Source organism: Hoylesella shahii (genome assembly GCF_937990675.1).
Lineage (GTDB): Bacteria > Bacteroidota > Bacteroidia > Bacteroidales > Bacteroidaceae > Prevotella > Prevotella shahii.
Map to the genome: position 1 here is coordinate 95,853 of NZ_CALKQY010000022.1, position 19,375 is coordinate 115,227.

Genomic DNA, 19,375 nt, shown 5'->3' on the forward strand with positions numbered 1-19,375 from the left:
AATAAGGGTCTAGAGATTGAGAGTCTTCTTGATTTGGTCTACATAGTGCTTACTCTTATAATAAGTAATGACTGTTCTCGTTTGCTGTGGGCGCATGTCGATGAGGTCTTCTTCGCCACGGAAGAAAGTAACAAAGCCATTATCATCACCGCGGAAATAGGTGTACCCCTTATCTTCGATAACGTTTCTAGTGCTAACGGGCAAGGTGTAAGTGTACCATTCGTACACGCCAGGGGTGCCTTCTAGCTCGCGTTTATATAGGATATCGCCACCCATATAGAACACATGACATAAGCCAACAGTACCACTGAGTTCAACATCGGGTACCAAACCCGCATCTAAGTCTTCGGGTGTGGCTCCTTGCCAGTTGAAATAATAAGTTACATTAGCCAGCGAGCCGGGTTCGTAGCTAGCATTTTCGGGAACGAAAAGCAGGCGTGAGTATCGACAAAGTGGGTCTTCGGTGGTGGTTGTGATTTTCTCATCGTTGAATTCGTTGTTGAAGTCGGGTTTCATTCCACGCTTCTTCTCAAATTCAATCACCTCTTGAAGTTTGAAATTCTTATTATGTAAACGACTAGAATTGAACACAGGGAAGCAAGTTGCACGGCCATTGCTGCCCACAATCATACTATTAGAAGACACAACATACTTCATACAGGCACTTTTATAAATGCCTCCATACATTTTAAAGTTGTTGGGGTCGTTGTAAACATGCATCAAGCGGGTTACGTTTTCTTCTTCACAATAGTATTGTGTTTCGGTTTCGTCTCGCTGTTTGTTGCCAAGCTTAAAGTTGTTTTGCTTTAACCAGGGGTCGAAAGACTCTTTTTGGAAGGTTTGACCCTTAGGAGCTTTGAGCCAAGCATTGTAAATCTTCTTGCTTTCGTAGTTAGGCATGTAGAAAATTCGCGGTGATTGTTCGCCTGGAGAGTGGAAAGCGTAGTATATTTTATCCCTATCTTCCTTGAAAGGCATGAGCGAATCAATCTCGAAAGTTTTATCGCGGCTGTTGTTTCTTTGTGCTTCAAGCTCGGTGACGCGTGCCAAATCAAAGTTCTCGATGTCCCAAACAGGCATTTGGAACTGCACAAATCCGTTTTGAGTTACGTTGAGTAAGAAGTGCTTATTGCCGTTAGAGAGAAACAGTTTCTCGGTTCTACTGGTCTGTGCCCATTGACTATTGCGTTCAATAGCGGAGAGGTTAAGCCTCAACTTACGTTGTTTGAGGTCGACGTCATAGGTTAACCAGCTATTATTTTGCTTGTCCACCTGTTGCACTCGCCAATTATCCGAGTTAGAAATAACATTTAGTTCAACGCCCGAATGCGCTTCATGGTTGAAGATTGCCGTGCCATTGCTACCCTCAACAGCGATGAAGGGGTCGGTGCCAAACTGCGTAATATCGAACATTTGTTTACCATTGGGCGTGTTAATCACCACTTCGGCACGACGTTCTTCAGCGCCATCGTTGGCTGTGGCGGTGAGTTCGAGCGTTTGTCCCACCTTCTTTGCAGTGAGCCAAGCACCGTAAGCGCCCGTTTCCACTTGCCATTCGTCGCCAAGTGTAGCCATATTCACGGCCTTAGTTTCGCCCTCTTGCTTGAGTGTAAAGGTCTGTGCCTCGCCTTGAACGATGCTTTCGGTGCCGCCCAAGATAAGATCTTTTTGGCATGCGCCAGCCAACAATGCCACGATGAGCAGCGCGCATAATTTTATTTTCTTATACATAGCGTTTGTGTTTTTTGTTTGCTTATGTCTCATTGCTTATCACATCAAGGATTTTGTACGATGTTGGGGTTTATTCTTACTTCGTTTTCGGGGAACGGCCACACAAACATCTTGTTGTCTGGAGCAATATTTACTCTAAAGCCTGCAGCATAGAAGGAGGCTGGAACTTGGTAATAACCTTGCGCACCTTGGTACGAACGCTTGCTAAAGCCTTGTTTCCATCGTCGCAAATCCCAAAGACGGAAGCCCTCAAAAGCCAATTCGCGCGCACGTTCGCTTTTGATTTCTTCGTACAATTCGTTGCCCGTTGCACTGGTTGTAGGCACCCCTCGCGAGTCTCTTAGCATGTTAAGATAGTATTGAGCATCGGCTACATTACCCAAGTTATAAGCAGCTTCGGCCACGATGAGGTATTGTTCGGCAATGCGGAAAGGCTTAGGAGCCTGATTGCCGTTAGGAACATAACCTCCCCAATGTGTGGAATTGAGGGTGGAATAGCTGGGATTGCCTTTGAACTTAGATACAACATAGAGCTGCGTTGATGCGTTTTTATCGTTCACCGTGGTATTAACAAACTCGAAAAGTGCCAGTGCGCGATGGTCGGTTTCACTTGCAAAGAGGTCGTTTATCACCTCGCGCGTTGGTACATAGGGCGGTTTATTGTAGTCGCCTACCATACTCGAACGATTGCTTTCATCCCAATAAGTAGTTGTAGAGAGGTCGGCGCCATAGAGAGGAGTTACTGTTGGCACTTCGTTTTCTTTTGCTACGTAGGGTTGCCATATCTGTTCTGTACCCTTATCATAAAACCACATCTGTGCAAAAGCATCCTCTTGAGGATTGATTTTGCCCTCACTGTTGAGTGTAGACACGTAAGGAGCAATAAGCGGATAAGTGTTTTGGTCTACCAATTGCTTTGCTTCTTGATAAGCTTTGTCCATATTGCCCATATAAAGATACACACGAGCGCGAAGTGCTCGCACGGCATCGGCACTTATTTCGCTGTTGCCCACCTTGGTTTCAACGCCAGATAGCAATGTTTCGGCCACGTTGAGGTCGTCTAAAATCTGTTTATAGGTTTGCTCATTAGTGGCTCGTTTGGGCTTATTCAGGTCGCCTGGCACCAGCGCCAGCACCACTCCAAGGTCTTTATTGGCCGTAGCAGCATCGTAAACAGTACCCCAACGCAAAGCCAAGTTAAAGTGATAAAAGGCTCTAGCGAAGTAAGCGTTACCCAAATACTGATTTTTCAGAGGCTTTTCTGCTTCGCTAACATTGAGGTTTGGCAGGTTGGTTATCACCACATTGACATCAACGAGAGCCGAATAATACGAGTGGTAGATTTCTTGCAGCACGTTACTTTCGGGCAAAACCTTCCATCCGTGGAACTCACCATAAAGGTTTCCAAAGGCGGCGTGTGCGTTTAACATGTCGGCTTGTGCCTCTTGTGGCAGCACATACCCGCCACCAAACTTGCCGCGAAGTGTTGAATAGATGCCATTATCCCATTTAGCGGCGTCTTGCATGTTGAGATAAGCGCTGTTATAGTCTATATAGTCGGCTGGTTCGCGGTCGAGATTGCACCCTTGGAGCATGGCTGCGAGCGCGAGTGTCCATAAAAATATCTTCGTTGTTTTCATATTCGTGTTCATTGTTGTGTGAGTTGTTAGAGTCCAATCTCCACACCCACGCTCATTTGCTTGGTGTTGGGATTAACGCCATACGAAACATTACGGTTTACTTCGGGGTCGATACCGCGGAATTTAGTAAATGTTAGCAAGTTACGACCAGTAAAAAACACTTTTGCCGAGCGCACAATGTTCTGCTTTCCGAGGCTCTTTCGAGGGATATCATAGCCCAATGTAAAGTTTTTAAGGCGCATAAACGAGGCGTTTTCCAGCATCTTAGAGTCGAGATAGGTGCTTTGGTGATTGGCCTGACGCACCCAATCCAACGATGGAAATTCGGTATTGTCGCCTGGTTGCTTCCAATAATCAAACAGTTTACGCGAGCCATTGTAGTTGCCTTCGCGGTTACGCACGTGGTAATCGTTTTCATAGAACTGCTTATCCATTGAAATCATGTGCTTGCCAAGCGCCAAAAAGAAGTCGGCATTAACATAAAATCCTTTCCAATAGGCCGATATTCCCCATCCTCCAGTAAAGGGTGTGTAGGCGCTAACGCCTGTGTTTTGGTTCAATGCTGTGGTATATTCAGACACAACATCGCTGTCGTCGCGGCGCGTTTGGTCTTTATCTGTTCCTGGATTATACCATTCGGGCACACCTGTTTGGGTGTTAACGCCTTTATAAAGGGGCAAAACAAAGGTGATGGGTTTGCCCACAATGTAGGCCAATTGTCCGCCTGGCTCGTGCCATGATTGGCGACCTTCGAACAGTTCTAGCACCTTATCGCGGTTATAGTTGAAGTTAATGTTGGCCGAAACGCCCCAGTCGCGACCGCGAAGAAGGTCGGCATTGACTTGAAAGTCTACACCATGGTTTAGATAACGTCCCACATTCTCGTATCGAGTAGCATAACCCGCACTGCTCACAGGTAGTCCTGAAGTATAGGGCAAAGGCACTTCGAAAAGCATATCGCTGGTTATACGATTGTAGTATTCTAGGTTTACATCCAATCGATTGAACAAACGAGCCTTCGCGCCTACAGTAAATTTGCTTTGATGTTCCCATCCCAGGTCGGGATTTCCAAGGCTAACGAAACCCAAACTCATGCCACCTTTCTTCTGTCCCACCTTTCCTACATACGACGAAGTGCTGTAAGGCGGTATGGAAGAGTTGCCTTGTGTACCATAACTAGCCTTCAAGTCGAGTTCGTTGAGCCACGAAACGTCTTTTAGAAAGCTTTCGCTCTTGGCCTTCCATAGTAAACCTAACGACCAGAATAGACCGTTGCGCTTGTTGCGACCAAAGCGAGACGAAGCATCGTTTCGCAAAACGAGATCGACAAAATAACGCTCCGAGAAGTCGTAAGACAACTGGGTGAAGAACGATAGAAAGGCATAACTGTTGGTGTCTTCGCCTACCGACTTGCTTTGGGTGGCGTTATTGAGTAGGTAAAGGCGATCGTCGAGGATGCCCGAACCTGATGCCGAGAAACCATCGTCTTTATAATTGGTGTACTCGTGACCTAGCAATGCCGTGATATGATGGTCGTCGAAACCAATATTGTAGGCCACGGTGTTGGTTAGGGTGACGTTAGAAGCCATTGAATAGGCACGTTGCGAACTGCCATTGCCATATGCACGGTAATAGCTTGGCAAGGTGCGCGAACGACTATCGCCATAATTTAGCTCCAAACCAGCGAGCGAACGGATGGTAAGGTTCTTTATAGGAGTGAGCGTTAGGCTACCATTGGCCGAGAGTATGAAGGCATTGGTCTTGGCAGGATTGGTAGAGATGACGTGCTTGGGCGTTGAAAGGTCGAGCAAAGGCACACGTTCCAACTCCAATCCCGTGTTTGGGTCGTAGGGAGAAGCAAAGGGAGCGTTCATAGCTGCTAGTCCGCCACCCACGGCATTGTTGCTTCCGAAGGGCGAAACTTGCGTATCATCATACGACACTTGTGTGTTTACGTTGGCCTTAACCCATTCGGCTAGATTGGCATCAAGGTTAATACGCCCATAAACCTTTTTGTAACTCGAGCCCATACGCAATCCGTCTTGACTCAATGCACCACCCGAGAGGTAATATCTCACGCCTGTTGTGCCACCCGACACCGACACATCGGCCGTGTACATGGGCGCAGGCTGATACACATACTTATACCATTGAAAGTCGGTTTCCTTAAAATAATTTTCTTTAAAGGCTGCAATCTCGGCTGGGGTGTAGATACCTGTTTCTTGATAATAACGCAACAGCTCTGGTCCCGACATCAATTGGTCGAAATAATCGGTGTTAGCCAACGACGAAACAGCATATTGTGCCCTGAGATTTACAGTGGGGCGCGTCTCTGTTCGGCCGCGTTTGGTGGTTACATACATCACACCATTGGCCGCACGTGCACCATAAATAGAGGTTGCTGCCGCGTCTTTAAGAAACTGAACGCTCTCAATGTCGTTTTGATTCATGGATTGTAACACGTTCATGCTTACTTGCATACCGTCGAGTATAATCAGTAAGCCCGTACCTGCACCCAACGAGCCTTGTCCGTGCAAGGCCATTGAAAGACGAGCAGAGGGTTCGCCCGACGAAGAAAACACTTGTAAACCGCTTACTTTGCCCTGAACAGCGTCTAGGGGGTTGGCAACAGGCTTCATGGCAAGGTCTTTAGCGCTTACCTTTACCACCGAAGCCGAGGTGTTGGCCACCTTACGTTCCATGTAACCCACCACTACAACATCGTTTAGCATGAGGTCTGAGGGCTGCATGCGCACTTTCATCTGCGCCGAAGCAGCCAATTCCTGACTGTTATAACCCATAAAACTAAACGTGAGTTTTTCTCCGCTTCGCACGCTAATAGAGAAATTACCGTCTATGTTAGACACGGTGCCCGTCTTAGGAGCCGACTTAGGGACGATGCTTACACCTGGTAAGGCCTCCCCGTTTTCATCTACGACGTTGCCCTTTACTGTTATCGTTTGTGCTAAAACCTGACTTAAGCCAGTTAACAAACAAAGGGTCAACATCCAAATCCTTACTTTCATAAATGCAATTATCTAGGTTGATTATAGTTTATGCATGTACCTACGCGACCATAACAAGGTTATGTGGAAAATGCTTAGGTCTTGTATTAATCTTATTCTAATAGCTTTGATATCTAGTCTAATACTTTATATCATTTTGCAAATATATTCATTTTTTCTGAATTGCAGGCCTTTTTGACTAAATAAGTTAATAAATGCAGCAATTTTGCATATTTTACGTATTGTATTTAATAGTATTTGCAATCTTTACAAACAGGAAAATGCAAGCCTATATGATGCAAAAGACAGAACCCCAAACAACTAAAGGGTAGTTGCAGAAACAAAATAGGACATTATACATCTACTTATTTAGCTACAAAGATGAACCAAAAACAATGTTATATTTGGAACTTAACAACAATAAATACGACTACTAAAGCTACATTCTTAATACTTATGCTTCTAAACAACGAGTAAAACTATAACTCGTGTTGCGCCTTGATGAAGATAAAACAGCAAAGCACGAAATAAAATTGTAAATTATTTGTACTAAAATTTAACATTATGAGTGCCATCGCTATAAATTTTCTTGGCGAAGCTCCGAAATTCTGGCGTATTTCGAAAGTTTATAACCCGCTGATTTTGTGCTACTTACACGTAAAACAAGCAAAAATAGCCCTTTAAAGGCTTCTAAACCAACTATTTTTGCCACGTTAGCGCCTGCGCATCGGTAAAAAAGTTCCTTTTTATAATGGATTTCTAACTCCGCAAAAGACTGTCACGAATAATCTGTTTTTAATTTCTTTTTGTACTGTTATTTGTCACAAATAAAACACAAACACACAAACAACCGCATTTTCGCAACAAAAAGTTAGTGCTATTTGCACCAAATAACACTGCAATATGCAGCAAAACGCATGGTAATATGCAGCAAAACGCAAGGTGTTTTGCTGGAGTTAGCAAGGTAAAATGGTACTTATTAGAAAACGAATTTCTACTTTTTAGGGACAAAATGTTTGTTTACGCAACGCAAATTTGGCGCTATTTTTCTCAAAATAGAAAGGCAATTTCATAGTAAATAGCAAAAACGGGGAGCAAAATCGCTCTAAACAGGCAGTTGTTTTTGCTCTTCGAGAGCGTTTTTCATAGGTTTTACCCGCTCTTTTGGTTTAGAATAGACTGACTTAGAGAGCATGTTTTGTAAAGTTTGTTTACTTAATTAACAAATCAAACCCCACACCCCACACACCTTTCAATAAGAACGAACATCAAACACGCTGCCACTGGCGATATGAAATATAGCTGAAAGACACCAAGTACAAAATAGAATGCGCGCGCATATTGGTGTGTGCAAACACTAAAGCACCCACTAAAGGACTACCCCTTTACATCCCCCTCCCCTCCATACCCAGCGCAAGCATTGCACAGCACCGTTGTTAGCCCCTACATTTACGAGCAACAAAGCCAAGTAATAATGAATTGTGCGCCCTAACAAACGGCTAATTCGTTGAGATTAAACATCTTCCAAAGAATACGTTTTTAATTACAGCCTGTAACAATTTTCCACTTATTATCTTTTTTCTTTTAAAATATTTGCACTTATAATGGAAATTACTTACATTTGCCATCAAAGAACGAAACATTTAATTTAGCCTTTGGTGGTTCTGAAAGCCACCTTCAACAAGCCTTTTGACTGAACGCCAAACAGACTTCACTTACTTTTTACCAATACAGCAAGCCAAATAGCAAAGAAAGCGAGTGGAACTGCCTGACAAAAGCAAAAAGACATTGAAGCGACACCCTATTAAAGGGCCCAAAACAAGATGTGGGGAGCATTTTAGAATACACCTAAAGCCTAACATAACGCATACTATTAACAATTGACTTTACTCTATGATTAAAAGAACTGCAACATTAATGATTTTGTGCTTGGTGGCCTTCTTCGCCTCGGCACAGACAATGAAGGTCAGTGGAACAGTGGTAGACGAGTCTGGCGAACCCATTATCGGTGCTTCGGTAAAGGTTACGGGCACAACGCTTGGCGTGGCTACCAACCTAGATGGCAAGTTTACACTCGACAATGTACCGCGAACTGCACGCACAATAGTGGTTTCGTATATTGGTATGCTGCCCGTAACCACACAGATTAAGCCCGAAATGCGCATTGTAATGAAGTCTGACTCGAAACAAATAGACGACGTTATCGTTGTGGCTTTCGGTAAACAAAAGCGCGAAGCATTTACGGGTTCGGCTGGTGTTGTTAATGCAGACAAGATTGCCGAGCGACAAGTAAACAACCCTTTATCGGCATTAAACGGTAAGGTATCGGGCGTTCAAATGATTGAAGGCAATGGCCCTTCATCCTCGCCTACCATACAAATTCGTGGTATTGGTTCGCTCAACGCAGGCAACAGTCCGCTAATCGTGGTGGATGGTTTGCCTTATGCTGGCTATTACAGCGACATCAACCCAGCCGATGTTGAAAGTATCAGCGTGCTAAAAGATGCCGCATCTAACTCGCTTTATGGTGCTCGTGGCGCCAATGGTGTTATCCTTATCACCACAAAAACGGCAAAACGCGGAACAGCCACCATATCTGTTGACGCTAAATGGGGATATAACGAAGACGCAAAAGTGGATTACGAAACCGTTAGCGACCCCAGACAATATTATGAATTGTTCTTTAAATCCATCTATAACAAATTTCATAACGCTGATGGGCTAGATGCTTATTCGGCTTATATCAAGGCTAACCAAACCATGTATAAACGTGGTAGCGAGGGCGGTTTGGGCAGTATTCTATATAGTGTGCCCACTGGCGAATATCTGATTGGCCAAAACGGCAAACTCAACCCGCATGCCACGCTTGGCAATATCGTTACACACAATGGTAAAGAATATCTGCTTTATCCAGACGACTGGAAGAAAGAGGGTTTGAGAAAGGGCTTCCGCCAAGAATATAATATTGGTATTAATGGTGGAACGGATGTGTTTAAAACCTACGCTAGCCTGGGTTATATGAAGAATAATGGTATCTGCTATGGGTCGGACTACACGCGTTACTCGGCTCGCCTTAAGTCTGAATACCAAGCACGCAAATGGATGACGGTGGGAGGAAACATTAGTTACACTCATTCTGAATCTAATGCCTCGGGTAATGCATTCGGTGCAGCCCACCAAATACCACCCATCTACCCCCTATATCTGCGCGACGGACAAGGCAACATTCTGCAAGACCGCAACGGAAACATGTATGACTATGGTAATGGCGCGGTAAACGGCGTAACAAGAGAAATATTTTTGAACGAAGCACCCTTGCAAGACGACCGCCTAAACGTGTCGACCAATAGCAGCAACTCGTATGGAATGCAGGGATATACCGATATTTCGTTTATCGAAGACCTGAAACTTACACTCAACGTGAGTATCTATAACACCGAAAACCGCGACAACGACGCCTCTAATCCTTACTACGGCTTCGACAAAACACGTGGCGGACAGGTGGGCGTTTCGCACTATCGCACTTTCGCTTTCAACACGCAACAACTTCTAAACTATAGCAAAGCCTTTGGCAAACACACCGTTTCGGCATTGCTTGGACACGAATTTACACGCAACACCAGCACCACACTTACTGGCAGAAAGAACAATATCTTTGCGTTTAAGATGAACACCGAACTCGCTGGTGCGCTTTCGCTGGTGTCGACCAATAGTTATAAGAACTTCTATAATATTGAAGGCTTCTTCTTCCGCGGTCAATACGACTACGACAATAAGCTTTTCGCATCGGCATCGTTCCGTCGCGATGGTTCTTCGCGCTTCCATCCCTCACACCGTTGGGGTAACTTCTGGTCGTTTGGTGGTGCGTGGATTCTTACAAAAGAAAAGTGGTTTAAACCCACTTGGATGGACATGCTGAAGCTTAAAGCCAGCTTTGGACAGCAAGGAAACGACGCCATCGGCGACTTTTATTACTCAGACTTCTACAATCTTTCGGCCGTCAACGGCGAAGGTTCGTTGGCATTCAGCAACAAAGGCAAACGAGACATCACCTGGGAAACCAACACCAACATGAACTTGGGCTTCGAATTCGAACTCTTCAAGCAGCGTTTAACGGGTAGCGTGGAATATTATCAGCGTAAAACCACCGACATGCTGCTGTGGTTCTCGGTGCCTCCTTCACTGGGTTATGATGGTTATTACGACAACGTTGGCGACATGATGAACCGCGGCGTGGAGCTAAATCTCGATGCAGACCTCATTCGCACAAAGTCCTTTACGTGGGCAATGAACTTCAACATCACCCACAACCACAACAATATTAGCTACCTTCCCGAACAAAACAAAACCATGGAGAAGGAAGGACACGCGGGTTATGCCAACAGTTCGCGTTATGTGGGCGAGGGTTTACCCATCAACACCTGGTATATTAAGAAGTATGCTGGTGTAAACGAACAAGGTTTGGGCACATGGTATTACACCGATGCCACCACAGGCGACATGAAAACAACCACCGATTACAGCTCGGCCGACTACTATCTAGGTGGCAGTCCGCATCCCGATGTATATGGTGGCTTCGGCACTTCGCTACGCGCTTACGGCTTCGACCTCAACGTTAACTTTATTTACTCGTTGGGAGGAAAAGCCTACGACAGCGGATACGAAGGCATGATGCGCAACCCCGAACCTTCTATCGCACCACAAGCCTACCACAAAGACCTGCTCAATGCCTGGTCGACCGAGAACACCAACACCACTGTTCCTCGATTCCAATACGGCGACCTCAACACTTCGGCCTTCTCGGATAGGTTCTTGGTGGATGCTAGCACCCTCACATTCAAGTCGATTACACTGGGCTACACCTTCCCCGCACAGCTTGTTAAGAAACTGCAATTAAGCAGTTTGCGCCTCTTCTTATCGTGTGACAATGTGGCCTATTGGGGCAAACGCAAGGGATTCGACCCACGAACCTCACTCGATGGCAGTGTTTACGACAACTCTTATTCGCCAATGCGCACCGCATCTGCCGGCATCTCTGTTAAATTCTAAGAACAAAGAAAGGAACCACATTTATGAAACAGTTCATTAAAAGCATCATATTCCTAGGTCTGGCAGTACCCACACTAACAGGTTGTCTTGAAGAAGTGTACCCCGGACAAGGCTTTACGCAAGAGCAACTTAAAGAAACCGACAACTCGGCAGCTGCATTAAGCAAAGCCATACCTGGAGCTTTCTTACGCATGGGCAACGGAAACGGACACTATGGATATGCCGGTTTGGCCATGGATAGAGAGACGATGGGTGCCGAGATACCCGTGTACAGCACGCTTTACGACTTCTATCAAGACGAAGGTTTTGACCATCAGCTGGGCCCCGAATATTATGTGGCTACTGATTGGTGGCCATTCTATTACGAACTCATTAAGAAATGCAACCTTACGTTAGGCGCTGTACCCATCACCGAGTTTACTTCTGCCGAAGAATTAGCTTATGTGGGCAACGCTCTTGGCTATCGTGCATTTGCTTATTACGACATGGCTTGCGCCTACGAATATAAGAAGACTGGCTTTACACAGCTTGACAGCAAAGCCGAAGCAGACAAGATATACGGCTTAACAGTACCTATTCGTACTGAGTTTACCACGCAACAGGAGGCTACAAAAGACACCAGAGCACCCTTCTACGCCATGTATCGCTTTATCATGACCGACCTTGACCGAGCCGAGAAGTATCTGCAAGGATATAAAAGAACAAGCGCTAACATGATTGACCAAAGCGTTATCTTCGGTATGAAGGCGCGTTTGTGGCTGCAAATGGGTTCGCGATTTGAGAAAAGCAGCACCGACCTGCAAGCGCAAATCAGTCATGAAAACGATGAAGCACTGGCCATTTACAACAAACTGGGCATCACATCGGCCAACGACTGCTTTAAAAAAGCAGCGCAATATGCTCGCCTAGCCATATCGCAAGGCCATCGCCCAACCACTAAAGCAGAATGGTTTAACAGCACAACGGGCTTTAATACGGCCAACGAAGCATGGCTGTTGGCAGTGCAAATCAATTCGAACGATATGACCAATGGCTCTAGCTGGAACTGGAAAAACTTTGTTGGAAACATGTCGTCTGAAAACACTTTCGGTGTAAACAACCTCGAATATAAAGCGTTCCGCGAAATTGATGCTGCCTTATACAAAACTATTGAGGCAGGCGACTGGCGCAAAAATACCTGGATTGCCCCTGCAGACGCAGGCAACGCATCGGCTTTTTCGAAGTACACCACACTGTTTTCGGCCGAACAATGGGCACAGTTACCTGCTTATACAGGACTGAAATTCCACCCACGAAGTGGCGATATGAAGAACTATAAGGTGGGTGCTGCTGTAGATATCCCCTTGATGCGCGCCGAAGAAATGTATCTTATCGAGGCCGAAGCCAAAGCACATTACGAGGGTTTGGAGGCTGGCAAGCAAGCTTTAACCAACTATCTGAACACTTACAGATACGACGATGGCTCTTATCAGTGCAATGCCACAACAATGGATGCCTTTAACGACGAGATATTACGCCAAAAACGCATCGAGTTTTGGGGCGAAGGTATTGTTTTCTTCGACTATAAACGCCTGGAGAAACCCGTTATCAGACGCTACGATGGTTCGAACCATCCCGAGGGTTATCAGTTTAACACCAAGGCTGGATACGTGGCTCCGCGCATGAATATCTGCTTAAGCCACTACGAAACGATGTACAACGAGAACCTCGTTAATAATCCCAACCCAACGAACGTTCACGAATAACAGCTTTTAATCATTGATTTTCAAAACAATTAACAACGATTTGACATGAAGACATTCAAGCATATTGGCTTGTTAGGCGCCTTGGTGGCAACGGCATTGATGGGCGCCTGCACTAATAAAGACGACTATACACCGGGGCCTGAGGTGGCTAGCGGATGCCAACAGGTGCATTTCACCAACACCAACAACCCCATTTGCGTGCTCAACTTGGACAATGCCAACGAACGAACAGCCACACTTATTCTTAAACGAAACAATGCTGGCGCTGAACTGAACATGCCTGTGAAGGTTGTTTCGCAATCGACAGGACTGGAAATTCCTACTTCGGTGACCTTCGCTGCGGGCGATTCGCTGGCTGAACTGAACATCAAAGCACCGCAACAAGTGCAATTGAAAGATGTGTTTAAGTACGAAGTGAAACTGGAAGGGAAGGAGGTTGACCCCTATTCTAAACTCGATGGCGGAATTGTTTTCTCTGGACAACTCAACTTCCCCGAAGCAAAGAAGGCCGATTTTTGGATGGCTAACGGCTCTAATGGCCGCTCGCTATTTAACTATTGGGAAGAAACGCTGATGGATTTGGGTAACAACAACTTCTTCATCAAAGACTTTATGCACTCGGGAGAGAACCTCTGGCTTAACACTAGTTCAGCGGGTGTGCTCACCGTTAAAAGCGATTCGTGGACTAAAGCGAGCATCGTGCCCGACGCTTCGCTAGAAGGCGGATACACATTCTATTTCCATAAGCTTATCAACAATCGCCTACAACCCTACAAGTTGTATCCTTTGGGCAACACTGGAAGCGAACCTTCAATCAAAGAACTTGTACTTTATGGTGGTCCCGACTACTCATCGTACTCGTCTAACGGCACTTGGGGTAAGATTTATATCAACTATGCCAAGTATAGCAACGACTCAGAAGACAGCTGGGTGTACCTATATTTCCAACTTAAATAAACAAATGGGTGGTGACGGCGCATGCTGTCGCCACCCCTTTAACATCTAAAACATCTCTTATGCATTTCAACTGCAAATACTTAACTTATATCTTGCTTACCGCTTTTGCTCTAACAATCGCGGCATGTAACGAGCGTGTCGACGACGAAGAGCAAGCGGCACTAACAAGAAACACCGACGATATCGTGGCACTTGATGGCAAAGTAACCACACTGCAAACAGCAACCAAAGGCAATGGATACAATATCATCCTCATGGGAGACGGTTTTACCGTTGATATGATTAAAAACGGAACCTACGATGAGGTGATGAAAAAGTCGGCCGAACATCTCTTTTCACTCGAACCAATGAAGTCGTTGCGTCCTTATTTTAATGTCTATGTGGTGCAAAAGGTTTCTTTAAGCAGCGACTTAAATGGTGCTACGGCCCTAGGTAGTGCTATTAGTAGTGCCAACAAGGTGTGCGGATTTGTAAACGACGATAACCTGGACTATAAAACAATGCTCTATGCCTCTACCGTTCCTGGCTATAAAGAGGAGAACTCGGTTATCAGCGTGGTGATGAATACTACAAAATCGGGTGGTATTACCTACTGGCACGACTGGAATTCTACGCTGGCCTGTGCCTATACCACACTCTATGGCGGCGTTGACGGCAACTATTTTCGCTACACTCTGATACACGAAACGGCTGGACATGCCATTGGTAAGCTCGACGATGAATACGACTTGCAGAACCTTGCCATAGATGCCGAAGGATTGGAGCGTTATCGTTATGGCCATACTTTGGGCTGGTTGACAAACATTTCGACAACTACCGACCCCACAAAAGCACCTTGGGCCCAGTTCTTAGCCGACCCGCGTTATGCTAATCAGGGCTTAGGCTTCTTCGAAGGTGGCGGTGCTCGCTATGCAACGGGCGTGTGGCGACCCACAGAAAGCAGCATTATGCTTATCACCGACACCGAAAGCACCGAATTTAATGCGCCCTCGCGACGTGCCATTTATAATAAGGTGATGGAAGTTGCAACGGGTAGAACACCCACTTACGAAGAGTTTGTGGCCTTCGACAAAAAGTAAAAGCAAGGCCTAACGGGCCGTTAACAATATGTTTTCACGCCATGCGCAATGCCTCTATCATGGTTGGCATTGCACATGGCGTGAAAACGTTTGCCACTTTGGGCTTTGTTAAGGCCAATATGTTCTTTGTGCTAGACGTTACGGCCCATAACGCCAGCTTTAGCGGGCATTACTCACCACGAAATCTCGGCAGAACCGAAACAACGATGATGGTCTTTATCGTAGATTACACAAAACTGACCTGGCGCAACGCCTTGCATGGGCGTCTCAGCATGCACCATATAGCCACCTTCGGCTAGCGGTTCGAGTCGCGCACGATGATATTCGGGTGTGTGTCTTATCTTAAATCGGATGTCAAGGTCGTCAAGCGGAGCTGTCAACAGGTGCAAGTCGCTCACCTTAAAAGTTTGTTTATAAGCTGTAGCAGGCTCGTAACCCTTGCTCACATAAAGCACATTACGCGCCACATCCTTCTTTACAGCATACCAAGGTCCACCGCCAAAGCCCAGTCCATGACGCTGACCGATGGTGTGAAACCATAGTCCGCGGTGCATGCCAATCTTCTTTTCGGTTTCCAATTCCAACACTTCGCCAGGATTTTCGCCTAAGAAACGGCGGATATAATCGTTGTAATTGATTTTTCCAAGAAAACAAATACCCTGACTATCTTTGCGTTTTGCATTGATAAGATGTTCGCGTTCGGCAATCTCTCTCACCTCTCCTTTTTGGTAATGCCCTATGGGGAAGAGGGCTTTTTGCAACTGCCAATCGTATATTTGCGCTAAAAAGTCGGTCTGATCTTTCACCGGGTCGGGACTTGTAACCAACCATTTTTTGCCTTCAATCCATTCTGTTTGGGCATAATGTCCCGTAGCAATGAGGTCGTATTCGTGTCCGCGCTTCTCGTGAAAAGCACCAAACTTAATCAATCTATTGCACATCACATCGGGATTGGGCGTAAATCCGGCCTTCACCTTATCCATGGTGTAACGCGTTACTTGCTCCCAATACTCCTTATGACAGTCAACCACCTCTAGTTTGCACCCAAAACGTTTGGCTACAGCCGTTGCCATCTCCAAATCTTCTTCAGAAGAGCAGTCCCATTCTTCGTTTTCTTCAGGACCAATCTTGATATAAAAGCAATCGGGATGCAGTCCAAGCCGATTAAACTCGTACACCACAACCGAACTATCCACGCCACCCGAGAGCAGCACGGCTATCTTTTTTCCTTGCAATTCTTCGATATTCATGCTTGCAAAGTTAGTTAAAAATCAGCTTATTACCATCTATTGATGTAGGTTTAACGCTATTGGGCAATGTGATACACACCGCTTTTGTGCCTTTACACCACTAGAAAGGCCATAAATAGTTGTGCTTTAAAACTCGTTTTGAATGTTATTATTAGCACCTTTTACGAGATAAACAGCCCTAAACCTAGCAAATTAACCCAACAAGAACCGGTATAGACAATACGTCTGCCCTATTTTTCACACCCCTACCCTAGCAAGCAACAACACTTCTATAAACAAAACGCGCCCTATATGTACCTTTTGGCACATAAAGGGCACGTTATAGCAGATGTTGCGCAGAGCATTTGGCGCCTTGCAATAAAAGCAATGATTATCTAAACACCTTCCATGTGTGGTTGCCTTGCTTGATGATAAACATACCTTTACCAGGCAATGGCGTGGAAGCAGTGTAACCTCCGTGGGGCAAAGTTAATACCAAACGCCCTTCAATATCGTAAACACGCGTGGCAGAAGTGGCAGAAGGCTCGGCGCGAGGCGCCGTTATGCCAGTGGTAAACCATCGATCGTCGTCTTCTTGCGACACATTAACGATACGACCGCTACGAATAGTAACCATCGCACTGTTATAATTGTTCTGGTTTCCATTCCAATGGCGCACCAATCTCCAATCTTTATCCTCGCTATCACGCGACCCCATAAACACGCGCCACACACCATCTTCGATGCCAGTAGGCATAGAATGCACAGTATAGAGCGACGAAACAGACTGATGGTCGTAGTTAGCTATAGGCGATGTGATATTGGTTGAGCAGAGCAACAGTTGCTTATTGCTCTTCTGCATCACAACAGCCACACGCCCAACAAAGGGAGCACCGCCACGATTAATAACATTACTTCCGTTTATCGACACGTTTTTACCGGCTCTACTTACAGTAAACGGCTGGTCCATACATAGGTGCGACTCGTGTTCCATCACCTTTTTAGGACTAATTCCGATAACCATGTCTTGCCTAGAAGAGAAAGCAAGGGTGCCAGGATTAAGCAAAGCGATGTTGTAATAGCCATCATCGTTGCCATCCCATCCCCAATTAACCCACACGCGACCTTGCGCATCGTAACCACAAAGCACAAAAGCATGACCGCCAGCGTTATTGTCTACGCCCGTGTAATATATGGGACGGCGGGCATTAAGCTCACCATACACCAGGCGCATCCATTCGTTTGCCGAGTAAAAGTCGCGCGTACAAATGTTCGCTCCCTCGTCATAACCAAAGTGTTTGATAAATGCTTCGCGCGCTTCTCTTGTAAAAGCGCCGCTGAAAGTCATAGAATACTGCATGCTAACCGATACGCCACAATGATACATCAGTGTTGACACGGCCTTTGCTTGCTGTGCATTATAGCCTTTTTTGTAAGAGGCAAGCATGTTTTTCCAATCATACGAAGCCGCACTAAAGTCAACTGTGATGTTATAACCCGTGCCCGCTTCGCCATGAGGAGTAAACCCATAGGTGTTTGTTCCTTTGCCATGAGCGGGATAACCATGGTATCTCATGATTTGTGCCATAGCCGTGGCCACGCATCCTGTGAGATAATGCTCGCCCGACGTATTGGCTGGGCATAGTTGGTTGTAGGGTTTGGTCTGTCCCCAGTGCGTTTCTACAAAGGGTTGCACAGCACTTTCGTAGCCATAGCTTGCAGGCAGACCTGCTTCCGATGGCACTTTGGCTGCCATTGCTTGCTTAACCGCCTCCATATACCATGCCAAAGAAGCACTTACACCTGCGAAATCATGGGGCGAACAGGCCAACACTGCCGGCCATTCATCATTATAAGCCACCAGTGCATAGCCCCCTTGAGCCGCTCCATACACAGCCAATTGGTCGTCGGCATATAGTTTTTGCATCGTAGAAGGTGCCTTTTGAGGCATGCCATTGGCCCGTAACGTGGGTACAAACAAGGCAGAGAGAGCCTGGCAAGCTGCCTGGCTCATCTCTTTTTCGGTGCGTGTAGCAGCCTTTGCGCTAAGCGAAAAGAAGCATAACGCTGCAATGAGAAGTTTCTCCATACGCATTAATCAAGGAAATACAACTTCTCTTCGTTCCATCCCCACCAACCGTAATTTGGGGCATACCATGCAAAATTCAGTTCGAAAGCATCGTCGTTGGCATTGTAATTGCCAGCATAGGTGCTAGCATTTGCAATGTCGGCATCGTTATAAAGCCTACTGGCGTCGCCTGTCCAGTTGCCCACCACGCGCAGCATCAGCACATCTCCCTTGTTGCTTCGCGAAGCATACACATCCTGTGGGCGCACAAATACCTTACCATCGGTATGCTTAACAATTTCGATAGGCAAGAAAGCATTGTTGTTAGCATCATTAAGTGGGATAGACAAGCTAAAGTTTCCGTTGCCAGCTTCCAGTATTTCGAGGTTGTTCCAGGTTTTTTCGAACCAGCCCGACACATAATCTACATGACGCACCTTATAATGTTTCAGGATATAGGTGGCCGATGTAACGCCGTAATTAGAAGCGTCGGCGGGTGCCACGCTAATCTTCACGGTATCGGTTGTAGCCTCTTGGCTTTGGAAAGAAAGGGTTACGGTCTTGCTTTTCTCGCCCTTAGCAAAGTTTATTCCTTCGGGCAGCGTAACGATTTTGCTTGTTGTTGAAAGGTGTACAGTGCCTGCTTCGCTGCTATCGGGGCGCTGAATGGTTACGCTAAACGTAAGTGCATCGCCTGGTTTGAAGCCCAAAGTGGTAACGGCATTGCCCACAATAAAGGCATTACCTTCGCCAGAGAGCGACGCAGCTTCATACTCATAACTTTCTACGCAGCCACACATCAGCAAGCTGGCGCACGCCAACATGCCTGTTATTTTGCTTTTTATGGATTTCATAATCATAATCTTTATTGG

At 46.0% G+C, this 19,375-nt stretch carries 10 protein-coding genes; 4 read left to right on the forward strand and 6 right to left on the reverse strand.

Features of this window, described 5'->3' with window-relative positions:
• Nucleotides 1-9: 9 nt before the first annotated feature.
• Genes QME03_RS02930 through QME03_RS02940 form a run of 3 tightly spaced genes read right to left on the reverse strand, consistent with a single transcriptional unit; the run spans nt 10 to nt 6,397 of the window.
• Nucleotides 10-1,731 carry a BACON domain-containing protein gene (locus tag QME03_RS02930; RefSeq protein ID WP_281723402.1) on the reverse strand — a complete coding sequence of 574 codons (1,722 nt, stop codon included), beginning with the start codon at nt 1,729-1,731 and terminating at the stop codon, nt 10-12.
• A gap of 44 nt (nt 1,732-1,775) precedes the next feature.
• On the reverse strand, nt 1,776-3,383 hold the full coding sequence (locus tag QME03_RS02935) for a RagB/SusD family nutrient uptake outer membrane protein (RefSeq protein WP_281723403.1): 1,608 nt from the start codon (nt 3,381-3,383) through the stop codon (nt 1,776-1,778).
• Between the two features lie 14 nt (nt 3,384-3,397).
• Complete coding sequence (locus QME03_RS02940) at nt 3,398-6,397, reverse strand: SusC/RagA family TonB-linked outer membrane protein (protein ID WP_281723404.1); 3,000 nt, start codon at nt 6,395-6,397, stop codon at nt 3,398-3,400.
• 1,872 nt (nt 6,398-8,269) lie between these two features.
• Here QME03_RS02940 and QME03_RS02945 point away from each other — a divergent pair.
• From QME03_RS02945 to QME03_RS02960, 4 genes are read left to right on the forward strand one after another with little or no spacing between them, the layout of a single operon-like run.
• A complete protein-coding gene (locus tag QME03_RS02945) occupies nt 8,270-11,425 on the forward strand; it encodes a SusC/RagA family TonB-linked outer membrane protein (RefSeq protein ID WP_281723405.1) in 3,156 nt (1,051 codons plus the stop codon).
• Between the two features lie 23 nt (nt 11,426-11,448).
• Complete coding sequence (locus QME03_RS02950; RefSeq protein ID WP_281723406.1) at nt 11,449-13,170, forward strand: RagB/SusD family nutrient uptake outer membrane protein; 1,722 nt, start codon at nt 11,449-11,451, stop codon at nt 13,168-13,170.
• 45 nt (nt 13,171-13,215) lie between these two features.
• On the forward strand, nt 13,216-14,127 hold the full coding sequence (locus QME03_RS02955; protein WP_281723407.1) for a hypothetical protein: 912 nt from the start codon (nt 13,216-13,218) through the stop codon (nt 14,125-14,127).
• Between the two features lie 59 nt (nt 14,128-14,186).
• Nucleotides 14,187-15,206: a M64 family metallopeptidase gene (locus QME03_RS02960; RefSeq protein ID WP_274946938.1), complete on the forward strand. Its 1,020-nt coding sequence runs from the start codon at nt 14,187-14,189 to the stop codon at nt 15,204-15,206.
• A 173-nt stretch (nt 15,207-15,379) separates the two neighbouring features.
• Here QME03_RS02960 and mnmA read toward each other — a convergent pair whose 3' ends face one another.
• The 3 genes from mnmA to QME03_RS02975 form a co-directional block, all read right to left on the reverse strand.
• A complete protein-coding gene (gene mnmA, locus QME03_RS02965) occupies nt 15,380-16,456 on the reverse strand; it encodes a tRNA 2-thiouridine(34) synthase MnmA (RefSeq protein WP_274946937.1) in 1,077 nt (358 codons plus the stop codon).
• A 370-nt stretch (nt 16,457-16,826) separates the two neighbouring features.
• Nucleotides 16,827-18,524, reverse strand: a complete 1,698-nt coding sequence (locus QME03_RS02970; protein ID WP_281723408.1) for a C10 family peptidase — start codon at nt 18,522-18,524, stop codon at nt 16,827-16,829.
• 5 nt (nt 18,525-18,529) lie between these two features.
• Complete coding sequence (locus tag QME03_RS02975) at nt 18,530-19,357, reverse strand: hypothetical protein (protein ID WP_281723409.1); 828 nt, start codon at nt 19,355-19,357, stop codon at nt 18,530-18,532.
• Nucleotides 19,358-19,375 lie beyond the last annotated feature (18 nt).

What these genes read in the sequence shown, in the direction of transcription:
- QME03_RS02945 (WP_281723405.1), top strand. Translation starts at nt 8,270, where the DNA reads ATGATTAAAAGAACTGCAACATTAATGATTTTGTGCTTGGTGGCCTTC.
- QME03_RS02935 (WP_281723403.1), bottom strand. Translation starts at nt 3,383, where the DNA reads ATGAACACGAATATGAAAACAACGAAGATATTTTTATGGACACTCGCG.
- QME03_RS02940 (WP_281723404.1), bottom strand. Translation starts at nt 6,397, where the DNA reads ATGAAAGTAAGGATTTGGATGTTGACCCTTTGTTTGTTAACTGGCTTA.
- QME03_RS02970 (WP_281723408.1), bottom strand. Translation starts at nt 18,524, where the DNA reads ATGGAGAAACTTCTCATTGCAGCGTTATGCTTCTTTTCGCTTAGCGCA.
- mnmA (WP_274946937.1), bottom strand. Translation starts at nt 16,456, where the DNA reads ATGAATATCGAAGAATTGCAAGGAAAAAAGATAGCCGTGCTGCTCTCG.
- QME03_RS02955 (WP_281723407.1), top strand. Translation starts at nt 13,216, where the DNA reads ATGAAGACATTCAAGCATATTGGCTTGTTAGGCGCCTTGGTGGCAACG.
- QME03_RS02975 (WP_281723409.1), bottom strand. Translation starts at nt 19,357, where the DNA reads ATGAAATCCATAAAAAGCAAAATAACAGGCATGTTGGCGTGCGCCAGC.
- QME03_RS02950 (WP_281723406.1), top strand. Translation starts at nt 11,449, where the DNA reads ATGAAACAGTTCATTAAAAGCATCATATTCCTAGGTCTGGCAGTACCC.
- QME03_RS02930 (WP_281723402.1), bottom strand. Translation starts at nt 1,731, where the DNA reads ATGTATAAGAAAATAAAATTATGCGCGCTGCTCATCGTGGCATTGTTG.
- QME03_RS02960 (WP_274946938.1), top strand. Translation starts at nt 14,187, where the DNA reads ATGCATTTCAACTGCAAATACTTAACTTATATCTTGCTTACCGCTTTT.